This is a genomic window from Microvirga sp. VF16 (assembly GCF_016864375.1).
GTDB lineage: Bacteria > Pseudomonadota > Alphaproteobacteria > Rhizobiales > Beijerinckiaceae > Microvirga.
In genome coordinates, this window is the sequence record NZ_CP069354.1 from 4,409,223 (window position 1) to 4,422,639 (window position 13,417).

At 63.5% G+C, this 13,417-nt stretch carries 11 protein-coding genes; 9 read left to right on the top strand and 2 right to left on the bottom strand.

The window, feature by feature from the left end:
* Positions 1-94 precede the first annotated feature (94 nt).
* The 6 genes from JO965_RS20645 to JO965_RS20670 all read left to right on the top strand — a co-directional run bounded on the left by JO965_RS20645 (position 95) and on the right by JO965_RS20670 (position 6,839).
* Entirely contained in the window at positions 95-1,444 is a 1,350-nt protein-coding gene (locus tag JO965_RS20645; protein WP_371826893.1) for an aspartate aminotransferase family protein, read from the top strand.
* Between the two features lie 336 nt (positions 1,445-1,780).
* Positions 1,781-3,292, top strand: coding sequence for a histidine--tRNA ligase (gene hisS / locus JO965_RS20650; RefSeq protein WP_203440875.1), 1,512 nt, complete (start codon positions 1,781-1,783; stop codon positions 3,290-3,292).
* Between the two features lie 70 nt (positions 3,293-3,362).
* On the top strand, positions 3,363-3,818 hold the full coding sequence (locus tag JO965_RS20655) for a hypothetical protein (protein WP_203440876.1): 456 nt from the start codon (positions 3,363-3,365) through the stop codon (positions 3,816-3,818).
* Positions 3,819-4,149: 331 nt separating this feature from the next.
* Positions 4,150-5,244, top strand: a complete 1,095-nt coding sequence (locus tag JO965_RS20660) for an ATP phosphoribosyltransferase regulatory subunit (RefSeq protein WP_203440877.1) — start codon at positions 4,150-4,152, stop codon at positions 5,242-5,244.
* The gene (gene hisG, locus JO965_RS20665) at positions 5,244-6,218 is read left to right on the top strand and encodes an ATP phosphoribosyltransferase (RefSeq protein WP_203440878.1); all 975 of its coding nucleotides are present in this window, start codon (positions 5,244-5,246) and stop codon (positions 6,216-6,218) included. Before JO965_RS20660 ends, hisG begins: the two co-directional genes overlap by 1 nt.
* A gap of 141 nt (positions 6,219-6,359) precedes the next feature.
* The gene (locus JO965_RS20670; RefSeq protein WP_203440879.1) at positions 6,360-6,839 is read left to right on the top strand and encodes an META domain-containing protein; all 480 of its coding nucleotides are present in this window, start codon (positions 6,360-6,362) and stop codon (positions 6,837-6,839) included.
* A gap of 322 nt (positions 6,840-7,161) precedes the next feature.
* Here JO965_RS20670 and JO965_RS20675 read toward each other — a convergent pair whose 3' ends face one another.
* Positions 7,162-9,258, bottom strand: a complete 2,097-nt coding sequence (locus tag JO965_RS20675; protein ID WP_203440880.1) for an ABC transporter ATP-binding protein/permease — start codon at positions 9,256-9,258, stop codon at positions 7,162-7,164.
* 260 nt (positions 9,259-9,518) lie between these two features.
* Here JO965_RS20675 and JO965_RS20680 point away from each other — a divergent pair, with 260 nt between their 5' ends.
* The 3 genes from JO965_RS20680 to JO965_RS20690 are packed head-to-tail and all read left to right on the top strand — an operon-like array spanning position 9,519 to position 12,091.
* On the top strand, positions 9,519-10,613 hold the full coding sequence (locus JO965_RS20680; RefSeq protein WP_203440881.1) for a methionine ABC transporter ATP-binding protein: 1,095 nt from the start codon (positions 9,519-9,521) through the stop codon (positions 10,611-10,613).
* Positions 10,603-11,268, top strand: coding sequence for a methionine ABC transporter permease (locus JO965_RS20685; RefSeq protein ID WP_203440882.1), 666 nt, complete (start codon positions 10,603-10,605; stop codon positions 11,266-11,268). Before JO965_RS20680 ends, JO965_RS20685 begins: the two co-directional genes overlap by 11 nt.
* A 34-nt stretch (positions 11,269-11,302) precedes the next feature.
* On the top strand, positions 11,303-12,091 hold the full coding sequence (locus JO965_RS20690) for a MetQ/NlpA family ABC transporter substrate-binding protein (RefSeq protein ID WP_203440883.1): 789 nt from the start codon (positions 11,303-11,305) through the stop codon (positions 12,089-12,091).
* Between the two features lie 85 nt (positions 12,092-12,176).
* Here the strand turns inward: JO965_RS20690 and JO965_RS20695 are convergent, their stop codons facing one another.
* The gene (locus JO965_RS20695) at positions 12,177-13,226 is read right to left on the bottom strand and encodes a sensor histidine kinase (protein WP_203440884.1); all 1,050 of its coding nucleotides are present in this window, start codon (positions 13,224-13,226) and stop codon (positions 12,177-12,179) included.
* Between the last annotated feature and the right edge of the window lie 191 nt (positions 13,227-13,417).

Sequence of the window (13,417 nt, forward strand, 5' to 3'; positions counted from 1 at the left end):
AAGCGACTACGCATCGGATTGATCCCAAAAGTGGTTTCCACTTTTGGGTCCGATGCTTTAGGTTCCCTATCGCCAGCCACTTTCGGGGAACATGATGACTGCCCAGACATCCAGAGCCGCCAACGACCTCATTGCGCCCAACGACCTGGAGGCCTGGTGGCTTCCGTTCACGGCCAACCGTTCCTTCAAGCAGCGCCCCCGGATGATCGCCCGCGCCAAGGGCATGTACTACTACACTCCGGATGGTCGCGAGGTGATCGACGGTGCCGCCGGCCTCTGGTGCTGCAATGCCGGCCATAACCGCGACGAGATCACCGCCGCCATCCAGGCCCAGGCGCAGGAACTCGACTACTCGCCGGCCTTCCAGTACGGCCATGCGGGCGGCTTCGCCCTCGCCTCGCGTCTCGCTCAACTCGCGCCGGGCGACCTCAACCACGTCTTCTTCTGCAACTCGGGCTCCGAGGCGGTGGATACGGCGCTCAAGATCGCCCTCGCCTATTGGAACGCGAAGGGCCAGGGCAGCAAGACGCGCCTCATCGGCCGCGAGCGCGGCTATCACGGCGTCGGCTTCGGCGGCATCTCGGTCGGCGGCATCGTCAAGAATCGCCAGTTCTTCGGCACGCTGCTGGCGGGCGTCGACCACCTGCCCCACACCTATAACCGCGACGAACAGGCCTTCTCCCGCGGCGAACCGGAATGGGGCGCTCATCTCGCCGACGATCTGGAGCGTATCGTGGCACTCCATGACGCCTCGACCATCGCGGCCGTGATCGTCGAGCCGATGGCGGGCTCGACCGGCGTGCTGCCGCCGCCGAAGGGTTATCTCAAGCGTCTGCGCGAGATCTGCGACAAGCATGGCCTGCTGCTCATCTTCGACGAGGTCATCACGGGCTTCGGCCGTCTCGGCACGGCCTTCGCCGCCGAGCGCTATGGCGTCGTTCCGGACATGATCACCTTTGCCAAGGGCGTGAGTTCCGGCACCGTGCCGATGGGCGGCGTGATGGTGCGTCAGGGGATCTACGATGCCTTCATGAGGGGTCCGGAGCACGTGATCGAGCTGTTCCACGGCTACACCTATTCCGCCCATCCGCTCGCCTGCGCGGCGGCACTCGCGACCCAGGACATCTACCGGGACGAGAAGCTGTTCGAGCGGGCCAAGACCCTGGAGCCGATCTGGGCCGATGCGATCCATTCGCTGAAGGGCCTGCCGAACGTGCTCGACATCCGCACCATCGGCCTTGTCGGCGCCATCGACCTCGCCTCGCGCCCCGACGCCGTCGGCAAGCGCGCCTTCGAGGCCATGGATCGCGCCTTCCAGGAATACGGCCTGATGATGCGCATCACCGGCGACACCATCGCCCTCTCCCCGCCGCTGATTGTCACCGAAGAGCAGATCGGCGAAATCGTCGACAAGCTGACCAAGGTGATCAAGGCGGTGGCGTAAGGCTCATTTCCAGCACTGTCATCCCGGACGGCGCAAGCCGATCCGGGATCGTGCGTAGAATGAAACTCATGTTTTCCTCCCCCTTATGGGGAGGGCCAGGGTGGGGGTGTAGCGCCTGCCCTTGATAGGCTGTCGCTCACACTCCCACCTCCACCTCCTCCCCACAAGGGGGAGGAGGGTTCAAGCGCCGTACGCGTCCCGCGATCCCGGATCTCCGCTACGCTTCGTCCGGGATGACGGTTGATGTTGCGGAAATCGCTACACCACCTTGCCCCTCCTGGCGGCAGGGAGTAGGACCGCAGCACGTTTTCCAATCCAACGGCTGCTGTAAAAACCATGTCCAAGGCCGACAAGATCAAGGCCCGCGCCCCGCGCGGCTTTGCCGACCGCACCCCTGCCGATCTCGCCGCCACCGAGCGCATGCTCGCGGCGATCCGCGATTCTTATGAGCTCTACGGCTTCGAGGGCGTCGAGACGCCCTTCGTCGAGTACACCGACTCGCTGGGCAAGTTCCTGCCCGACCAGGACCGTCCCAACGAGGGCGTGTTCTCGTTCCAGGACGACGACGAGCAATGGCTGTCGCTCCGCTACGACCTGACGGCGCCGCTTGCCCGCTACGTGGCCGAGAACTTCGATGCCCTGCCCAAGCCCTATCGCAGCTACCGAGTCGGCTGGGTGTTCCGTAACGAGAAGCCGGGCCCTGGCCGCTTCCGCCAGTTCATGCAGTTCGACGCCGACACGGTGGGCGCGGCCTCAGTCGCGGCGGATGCAGAGATGTGCATGATGGCCGCCGATACGATGGAGAGGCTCGGCCTCAAGCGCGGCGACTTCATCATCAAGATCAACAACCGCAAGGTTCTCGACGGACTAATGGAGGCCATCGGCCTCGGCGGCGAGGACAAGGCTGGACAGCGACTCTCGGTACTACGCGCCATCGACAAGCTCGATCGCCTCGGGGCTGATGCCGTGATGCAGCTCTTAGGAGAAGGTCGCAGGGATGAGAGTGGTGACTTCACAAAGGGGGCAGGCCTACCTCCAGATGCCATCAACAGAGTGATCAATTTTACGGGCTGGGGTGAACAGGGTTCAGGCTCTAAGAGCACCCAAAATGCTAATACCGTGACGCTCGCGAATTTCGAGGACGCAGTTTCATCATCCCAGATTGGCTTGAAAGGGGTGCAAGAGCTTAGGACAATTGCTGAATTAGTTGAGGCTGCAGGCTACAGCGACCGTGTGATCATCGACCCCTCCGTGGTGCGCGGCCTCGAATACTATACCGGCCCCGTCTATGAGGCCGAGCTGACCTTCCAGGTCCAGGACGAGGACGGCCGCCCCGTCCGCTTCGGCTCGGTCGGCGGCGGCGGGCGGTATGACGGCCTCGTGGGCCGTTTCCGCTCTGAGCCCGTTCCGGCGACCGGCTTCTCCATCGGCGTGTCGCGCCTTCTCTCGGCCCTGCAGATGGTCAAGAGCCCCATCGTGTCCGGTGCCGAGAAGCCCGGACCGGTGGTCGTGCTGGTGATGGACAAGGACCAGATCGCCGCCTACCAGCGCATGGTCTCGACCCTGCGCCAGGCCGGCATCCGCGCCGAGCTCTATCTCGGCTCGTCTGGCATGAAGGCGCAGATGAAATATGCCGACCGGCGCCAGAGCCCCTGCGTGGTCATCCAGGGCTCGAACGAGCGCGAGCGCGGCGAAGTCGAGATCAAGGACCTGATTGAAGGCGCCAAGGCAGCAGGGGCCATCGCCTCCAACGAGGAGTGGAAGGCGGCCCGCCCGGCGCAGTTCTCCGTGTCAGAAGCGGATCTCGTCAAGGCCGTGCGCGAGGTTCTGGCCCGCCATTTCGGATAACCTTGGCCTTTTGGGAACCCCTATGGTTTCATAGGGGTTGTCCATCAAGCTTGACCATCAGGAGATGAATATGGCGAAGGACAAGGATAAGAAGAGTACTGCGAAATCGAAGAAGAGCTCTGGCAAGGGTGCCGGCGGGAAGCTGGCGAAGTCCGTGAAGAAATCCGGCCTGATGGATCTGATCAATTCTGATCTCGGCCGCGAGATTCTCGCAGACGCCCTGATCGCCGCCGCAGCCGCCCTCACCAAGACCCGCACGGCGAAGAAGGCCGGCTCTGCGGCAGCCAATGCAGGTGCGCAGAGCGTTGAACTGACCCAGACCGCCGCTGGCGCCGTCGCCAATGTCGTGACCGAAGCCGCCCGCCACTTCCTGCCCGCCAGCCTTGTCGGCGAGGATAGCGGAGCCGAGAAGAGCGCCAAGTCGGAGCCCAAGAAGGTCAAATACGTCAACCGTTCAAGCGATCACAGCAAGCGCAAGACGACCAAGGCCAAGAGCGCGAAGAGCGACACCGCCGAGAAGGCGTAATTCTCCGGCCGACCATCGTCATCCCGGACGCCGCAGGCGATCCGGGATCGGGCATAGGATTAGGCTCGAATCCCCTCTCCCTGAGGGAGAGGGCAGGATGAGGGGTTACGGAGCCGACCACGGAGCGTAGCCCCCCGCGCCCCCGGCACGACCTCTCCCGCCCGGGGGAGGTATGAAGCGCCTCTCTCGTCACCCGATCCCGGATCTTCGCTGCGCTTCGTCCGGGATGACCACCTTACCTCAGGCCCATTCACCCTTCCCGTCAAAAACAATCGCCTTCGTGCCTCAGCATTGCTAGAGAGCATGCCGACACAAGGATTGGGCAAGGCCAGTGACGGAGACGGATGCCATTGTTGCGCTGATCGCGCTGTTCGAGCGCGAGGGCTATGCGCGGATCGAGCCGCCGGTGCTGCAGCCCGCGGACGTGTTCATCGACCTCTCGGGCGAGGATATCCGGCGGCGCATGTTCGTGACGCAGGATGCCGCGGGCACGGAGCTATGCCTGCGGCCCGAATACACGATCCCCGTCTGCCTCCGGCACCTCGCCCGCCATGGCGCGCAGCCCTCCGGCTATTCCTATGGCGGGCCGGTCTTCCGCATGCGGGCCGGCGAAAGCGGCGAGTTTCTCCAGGCCGGCCTGGAATCCATCGGGCGCCTCGACGTCTCGGCGGTGGACGCCGAGATTCTCGCCCTCGCCCTGGACGGCTTGAAGCAGTTCGGTGGCCCGGCCCCCATCGTGCGGCTCGGCGACATGGGGCTTCTCCATGCCCTGATCGACGCCCTCGGGATCGCGCCCGCGGCCAAACGGCGCGTGATCCGCGCCATCGTCTCGGGACAGGGGCTAGCAAGCCTCGCCGAGCAGGACGGACCGGGTGCCCAGGAGCATGCCGGCCTGCTCGGCGCCATCGAAGGCCAGGCGCCTCAGGCGGCCAAGGCTTTCGTTGAAGACATCCTCTCGATCGCGGGCATCGCCCGCGTCGGCGGACGCAGCGCCGGCGAGATCGCCGAACGTTTCCTGGCCCGCGCCGCAAACCGCACCGGCCTGCCCGACGAGGCGCGGCAGGTGCTGGAGCGCTATCTCACCATCGCCGGCGACCCTGACCAGGCAGGCCATGCGATCCGGACCCTGGCCAAGGATGCAGGGCTCGATCTCAATGGGGCGCTGGCCGCCTTCGAGGAGCGCACGGGCTTCATGGCCGCGCGCGGGCTCGACGTGGGCAGCTTCTCCTTCTCCGCCACCTTCGCCCGCAATCTCGACTACTACACGGGTTTCATCTTCGAGGTGCAGGACCCGCGCCGGGGCGACGGCAAGCCGGTCGTGGGCGGCGGCCGCTACGACCGCCTGCTCGAGCATCTCGGTGCCGAAGCCCCGATCCCGGCGGTCGGCTGCTCCTTCTGGCTCGACCGCATCGTGGGGAGGCTCTGATGACCGATTCCCCTCTCATCCTGGCCGTTCCCTCCAAGGGACGCCTGCAGGAGAACGCGGCCGCGTTCTTCGCCCGCGCCGGCCTTGTCTTCACCCAATCCCGCGGGGCACGCGATTATCGCGGCACGCTTGCCGGCGTTCCGGATGTGGAGGTTGCGTTCCTCTCGGCCTCCGAGATCGTGAGCCAGCTTGCCTCAGGTACGGCCCATCTCGGCATTACCGGCGAGGACCTGATCCGCGAGCAGATCGCCGATGCCGACGAGGCGGTGGAAATGCTCACCCCGCTCGGCTTCGGCCATGCCAATGTGGTCGTCGCCGTGCCGCAAGCCTGGATCGACGTGCGTAACATGGCCGATCTCGACGAGGTCGCGGCCGATCTTCGCGCGCGCCACGGCACCAAGATGCGGGTCGCCACGAAATATGTGAATCTGACCCGCCGTTTCTTTGCCGAGAAGGGCGTGGCGGATTACCGGATCGTCGAGAGCCTGGGCGCCACCGAGGGCGCGCCGGGCGCGGGCTCGGCCGAACTGATCGTTGATATCACCACAACCGGCGCGACGCTGGCTGCAAATGCCTTAAAAATCCTCGATGACGGCGTGATGCTGCGCTCAGAGGCCAATCTCGTCGCCTCCGCCCGCGCTCCCTGGTCGGACCGGGCCCGCAATGCCGCGACTGCCGTGCTCACCCGCATCGCCGCCGAGGAAGAGGCACGCACCAGCCGCGAGGTCCGCGCGGCGCTCGATCCGGCCCGAGCCTCAGCGCTCGTGTCCCTGGCGAAGGACCACGGGGCCGCTCTCCCCTACGGCAATGCCCTCGGCCGTGAGGTCGTCCTGCATTGTCGCGGGACAAAGGTGTTCGAGATCGTGGCGGCCCTGCAGGGCATCGGCGCGCAGGACATTTCGGTCCGGGCTTTCGACTACCTGTTCCGACCCACCAACGCGCTCACAGAGCGGCTCCTGCGGCGGATCGGCTAGCTAGATCCTTACGCCTCTTTCACCGAGGCTTCAGGTTTTGTGTGATCTGTTACCTGAGACATAAGACAACATCACCTTGGGCGTTGCCTGAAGGCTCAAGGCCCCTTATGGTCCCTGCGTTTTTCCGATGAAGAGGTTCCGATGAACGCCCTTCGACTTGCGACACTCCTGGCGGCTCTTGCCACCGTCTCCGTGGCTCATGCCCAGACGGCCGCGACGCTCGGCCGGCCCGCCGGCCCGACCCGCCAGGCGGATACCAAGGTCCCGCAGCCGGGCGAGGGAGGCAAGATCTTCCCGCTGAACTCCTCTTGGGTGGCTGTCAGCCTGAACGGCAAGCCTTTCACCGGCGAGCGTCCAAGCTTCAAGCTCAACGACCAGCTCCGGGCCACGGGTTTCAGCGGCTGCAACACCTATGCCACCGCAGCCTATCCCCTGCGCGAGCAAGGCCTGGCCGTTGGCCCCTTCGCCTTGACGAAGAAGAGCTGCGACAAGAACACCATGGCCCTCGAGCAGGCCTTCCTCGTGGCGCTCCGCTCCTCGGGCAAGTGGGACATCCAGGGCCGCAACCTGATCATCCAGACCCAGAACGGCGGCCAGCTGATCCTGGAGCGCTCGCTTTAAGTTTTCTCTGAGATCGAATGAAAAGGCCGGCGAAAGCCGGCCTTTTTCGTTACGCATGAAGGGAAAGCGTCATCCCGGACGACGCGGAGCGGAGATCCGGGATCGTTCGACGAGTAAAGCACTGTCATCCCGGGGCCGCGCAGCGGAGCCCGGGATCCATAACCGCTGACAATTCAGATTGAGGTAAGACGCTTGTTCGCCCTCTCCTGAGACGTCGTGTTTATGGATTCCCGCCTTCGCGGGAATGACAATGTCGAGGTTTGGATGCCTCATTCTGCATGCGATCCCGGATCGGCTTCGCCGTCCGGGATGACGCGTTGGACTATTCCGCAGGCTCGGCCTCACGCATGTCGACGGGCGTCGACAGGCCGCCTTCGATCTTCTTCATGTCGATGCGCCGGTCGTGATAGGCGGCGAGCGTCGAGCGGTGACCGATGGAGACGACCGTCGTGTTCGGCAGCTTCTCCTTGATGATGCGGTAGATCTCCTCTTCCGTCGGCTCATCGAGCGCGGCCGTCGCCTCGTCCAGGAACAGCCAGTCGGGCTTGGCGAGGAGCGCGCGGGCAACCGCGAGGCGCTGCTGCTCGCCGAGTGACAGGGTCTGCCCCCAGGCCCGCTCCTCGTCGAGCCGATCCGCGATCTGCGGGAGCTTGGCGATGCGAAGCGCCTCCGCCATCTCGGCATCCGTGTAGGCATCGACCTTGCCTGGATAGGTCACGGCATCTCGCAGGGTTCCGATGGGGATGTAGGGACGCTGCGGCAGGAGCATCATGCTCTGCCCCTCCGGCACGAAGATCTGTCCCTCACCGAAGGGCCAGATGCCCGCGATGGCACGGAAGAGGGTCGATTTGCCCGAGCCCGACGGCCCGGTCATCAGGGTGCGTTCGCCCGGACGAAAGGCAAGCTCGTCCGTGTGCAAGAGAGCGCTGCCGTCAGGCAGGCGCACGTCCAGATCTTCCAGGCGCAGCTCTTGGCTCGCCTTCGGGGCGATTGCCAACTTGCTCTCGCCGCCGACGCGCTGAGCGGAGGCAATCGCACCCTCGAACGTGGTGAGACGGTCGAGCACTGCCTTATAGTCGGCAAGCGTCGTATAGATCGTGATGAAATAGGTGAGCGCCGACTCCACCCGGGAAAACGCACCGACCACCTGCTGCATCTGTCCAAGGGTGATCTTGCCGATGAAGTAGTAAGGCGCGGTCAGGATATAGGGCACCACCACGTTGGCCTGGAAATAGGCCGAGGTGAAGGTGTTGAGCTTGATGAGGCGGAAGACGATCCGCATGTAGTTGTCGACGACCTGTCCGAACCGCCGCCCGAGGCTCTCCCGCTCGGCCCTCTCGCCGCCGAGAAGCGCGACCTGCTCCGTGTATTCACGCAGGCGCGCTAGCGAGAAGCGGTAATTCGCCTCGACCCGCTCCTGCTCGAAGTTCAGGGCGATCAGGGGACGACCGATCAGGTGCGTGACCCATGTGCCGAGAATGGCATAACCCGCGCAGACCCAGACCAGCAGGCCAGGCACCTCCCAGCTCGTCCCCGGAAAAGTGAAGCCGGCCGAAATGGTCCAGAGAATGGCCACGAAGGACACAAGCGTCGCGGCCTGGTTCATCAGGCCGACGGACAGGGAATAGGTGCTTTCGACGAACTTGCGCAGGTCTTCCGAGATACGCTGGTCCGGGTTGTCCGCGCCCCGGCCCATGATCTGCATCCGGTAATGTGTCCCGTCGCCGAGCCACTCGCGCACGTAATAGGTGTTGAGAAAGGCGCGCCAGCGGATGGTGAGCACGTTCTGCAGCAGCACCTCGGTCAGGGCGATGGACACGAACACGGCGGCCAGAGGCGTGAAGATGACGAAGAGCTGATACCAGAATGCCGCAGCATCCTTGGCTTCAAGCGCGTTGAACATATCGCGCGAAAAGAAGCTGAGGCGCACGTTGAGGGCGACCTGGGCAAGATTGATCGCGATGAGGATGCCGATCATCCAGGTGCCAATGACACCTTCACGCGCCCGCACGAGACCGATGAAGGGGACGCGGATGACGCTGTCGGCCTGGGAGTCGAGATAGCGGTCCGTGATCCGGCAGATGGTGCGGACGACGGGGACGTAGGACAGGCCGTAGATGATCGCCCCGAAGGCCGTGGCACCGAGCGCGGCGGAGGGCGGCGGGACGTATCCCGTGTAATCGCCCGTGATTGCGCCCGCGACAGCGCCGAGGATCAGAGCCACAAGCACAAGATGCGTCGCCGACAGCATCACGACGAAAATGCGCAGGAACTTGGGGATGTCCCTTCCGACGAACACGATCCCGGCCAAGGCCAGGGTTGAAAGAGGCAGGTAGAAGGGAACCGCAACCGCTCCCCCCAGGGAGGCTGCCAGAACACCCAGACCTACGAGTGCCAGCGCGATGCTCGCCTTGATCATACACATCTCCTGCCGAGGTCCCGGCCCGGCTCTTTGAAACTCGAAGCAGCCGGATCAATGGCGCTTGTGGCGAAAGAAAGGAGGAACTTCCTCCAGTTAGAAGCGATAGCAGTCTTGTGAGAATAGCGACAGCTCGCTAGAAGCCTCGGAACGTTCGTCAAAACAGATTGTTTTGTTTAACGAACGAAAAGGTTGACTTAGAGAACGGGATGTTTCATGTGTCATATCGACATCCCCGACGTCACTGAAAAGGCGACCTCATGAACGCCCATCTTGGATATCTCGGCGACCAGCACGCCCAGCGCCTTGTGCCGGCGGAGTCCATCGTGCGCCTGGAGAAGGTGTCGAAGACCTTCCCCGGCCGTGACGGCCAGCCTGTCACGGCGCTGCAGGAGATCAACCTCGCCGTTCCTCAGGGCTCGATCCTCGGCGTGATCGGTCGCTCGGGTGCGGGCAAGTCCACCCTGATCCGCCTCGTGAACGGCCTGGAAAAGCCTTCCTCCGGCAAGGTGATCGTGGACGGTGCCGATATCGCGGCCCTTCCCGAAGCAGCCCTTCGCCACGCCCGCCGCTCCATCGGCATGATCTTCCAGCACTTCAACCTGCTCTCCTCGCGCACGGCGGCTCAGAACATCGCCCTGCCGCTCGAGGTGGCAGGCTATGACAAGGCCGAAATCAAAACCCGCGTCGAGGAGTTGCTGGCTCTCGTCGGTTTGACCGACAAGCGCAACCGCTATCCATCCGAGCTCTCCGGCGGCCAGAAGCAGCGCGTTGGCATTGCCCGCGCGCTCGCCACCAAGCCCAAGGTTCTCCTGTCGGACGAGGCGACCTCGGCCCTCGATCCGGAAACCACCCGCTCGATCCTTGACCTGCTCGGCCGCATCAACGACGAGCTTGGCCTTACCATCCTGCTCATCACCCACGAGATGGCGGTGATCCGCAACATCGCCCGAGAGGTCGCGGTGATCGAAGGCGGACGCATTGTCGAGCAGGGCGACGTGTTCGAGGTCTTCACCCGGCCGCAGCACGAGGTGACCCGCTCCTTCCTCGCCGACGAGTCGGGCCGCGCGTTGCCGCCCTATGTGCAGAGCAGGCTTAAAGCCGAGGCGACGCCCGGAAGCCAGGCGGTGATCCGCATCGGCTTCCGCGGCCCGCATGCGACGGACCCGGTTCTCGCGCGGCTTGCCCGCGATCTCAACATCGAGACGAACATCCTGTCCGGCTCGGTGGATGAAATCGCAGGTCGCCCCTTCGGCACTCTCGTGGTCGGCGTCCCGGAAGCCTCGCTCGCTACCACCCTCGATTTCCTGAACAAGCACGGTCTCGATACGGAGGTTCTCGGCCATGTCGCCTGAGATGATTAACCTCATCGCCAATTCCACCGGCGAAACGCTCTACATGGTCGCCGTCTCGGCCCTGCTCGCCACAATCTTCGGCCTGCCGCTCGGCGTATTTCTCGCCACCTCCGGCAAGGGTGAGCTGTTTGCCGCTCCGTGGATCAACCGCATGCTTGGCGTTGTCGTCAATGCGACGCGCTCGACACCCTTCATTATCCTCGTCGTTGCGATCATCCCCTTCACGCGCCTGATCGCCGGCACCTCCATCGGCACGAATGCCGCGATGGTGCCGCTGACCATTGCCGCGACGCCCTTCATCGCGCGTCTCATTGAAGGCGCGATCCGTGAAGTGGACCAGGGTCTGATCGAAGCCGCGCGCGCCTTCGGTGCAACGCCGCTCCAAATCGTGCGCAAGGTGCTGATCCCGGAAGCGCTTCCCGGCATCGTGCTCGGCCTCACGCTCGCGGTCGTGTCGCTTCTCGGCTTCTCGGCCATGGTGGGCGCGGTCGGCGGCGGCGGCCTCGGCGATCTCGGCATCCGCTACGGCTACCAGCGCTTCATGCCCGAAATGATGCTCGCCGTGGTGGTCGTGCTCATCGTCCTCGTCCAGGCGGTGCAGAGCATCGGCGACCGTCTCGCCCGGCATCTCAACAAACGCATCCGCCACGCCTGATCACGCATAAAAGTATCGCACAAGGAGTACAAAAATGTCGCTGAAGAAACTGGGCCTCGCCGCCTTCCTCTCTTTCGCCGCCCTTCCCGCTCTCGCACAGCAGACGCAGACCGTCCGCATCGGCGCCACGCCCGGCCCGCATGCGCAGATCCTCGAAGCCGTGAAGCCGATTGCCGCCAAGAAGGGCCTCGACATCAAGATCGTCGAGTTCTCCGATTACGTCGTGCCGAACACCGCTCTGGCCGGCGGCGACATCGAGGCGAACTCGTTCCAGAATCAGCCCTATCTCGACAATCAGGTGGCCGACCGCGGCTTCAAGATCGAGAGCGTGGCGCTCACCGTGAACTTCCCGATCGGCATCTATTCCAAGAAGCACAAGAGCCTCGACGCGCTACCGAACGGCGCCACGATTTCGATCCCGAACGATCCAACGAATGGCGGTCGCGCCCTCATCCTTCTGCAGGACAAGGGCCTGATCAAGCTGAAGGACGGCGTGGGCTACAAGCCGACTCCCCTCGACGTGACGGACAATCCCAAGAAGCTGAAATTCGTCGAGATCGAAGCCGCCCAGGGTCCGCGCGTGCTCGCCGACGTGGATGCCGCCATCATCAACACCAACTACGCGACATCGGGCGGCCTCGATCCGGTGAAGGATCCGATTGCCCGCGAGAACCCGAAGGGTCCATACGTGAACCTCATCGCCGTGCGCAGCGAGGACAAGAACAAGCCGTGGGTGAAGGCCCTCGTCGAGTCCTACCACACTCCAGAGGTGAAGCAGTTCATCGAGGAGAAGTTCAAAGGCTCCGTTCTGACGAGCTGGTAAGTTCCCTGCCAACCGTCATGAAGAAAGCCGGTCCCTCGGGCCGGCTTTTTATTATCCGGACAACGCGAAAGCTGTACGTCGGTCGCTACAAAGGGAGCGTCGCCGCAATACGGCTCGATGCGGCGCCGTTCCCTCCCCCGCATTGTCCGAATGTCACGTTTCCACCCCGTGACTTGGCGAGTGTTGCAATCATGCGCATGCCGAGGCCGCGTCTATCCTGCGCGAGATCGAAATCCTTCGGGAATCCTGTGCCCTCATCCTCGATGCTGATTTCCACATGGGCATCGCTCTTCGCGAGCCGAACCCGGATGCGCCCCGAGCCGTATTTGATCGAGTTCGTGACGGCCTCCGTGGTGATGAGACCGAGGGCAACCAGCAGATCCGCCTTCAACGTCAGAGGAGGCATTTCTCCCGGGTCCAGGATGATCGGCCGCTGGTAGGTCTCACCGAGCGAAGTGCGCAGGTCGGTCATGACCCCTTCGATGTAAGGCTGCACCTCCCCTTCCACAACGGAACTGTCCTGTTGCAGGCGCGAATGAAGAATGCCGATCGTTCCGATCCGCGCCGAGGCTTCGCTGAGCTGAATTTTCACGGCCTCATTGCAGGACCCGCGAGCCTGCAGGTTCAGCATGCTGCGCACGAGCTGCAGACTGTTGGCTACCCGGTGATGCACCTCGCGCATCAGCAGTTCTTTTTCCGCCAGAAGCGTCTCGCGCTCCGCTTCCAGACGGCGGCGCTCGGTCACGTCGCGCACGATGACCATCGCGGCCTTCGGAGCAACCCATGACATATGCCGTGCCGCGACCTCCACCTGAACCTCGGTCCCATCGAGACGCCGCCATGTCTCATCGACCAGGGGCGCATAGCCGGTCTGCTGCACCTGGCGAATGCGCTCTTTCACGAGATCTTGGGATGGCTCGGCCACGAATTCCAGAACGGGGCAGCCGATGATGTCGTTGACAGAATCTGCTCTGACGAGATGAGCCATCGCGAGATTGGCGAAGACGATCATGTGACCGTCATGAACAATCAGGGCATCGGGGCAAAGCTCCATCAGCGTGCGGTAGTTCTGATCGTTCAAACCTGCGAAACCGCTGCCGATGTGCTGCTGCTCAGAGAGCAAAGCATTCTGCATGAGACTCCCCTACAAAGACGATCCCCTTCTCCTGACGCAACGTAAACAACAGATCATTCTTTACATTGTGTGTAGCGATCTTATCCCGGCATTCATCATCATTATACTACTAGTTCGGGTAGTTGATGCAGAGATATATTGGTCATTTCGTGCTGGAATCCCGGATTTACGACAGCAATTCTGCCGTAATA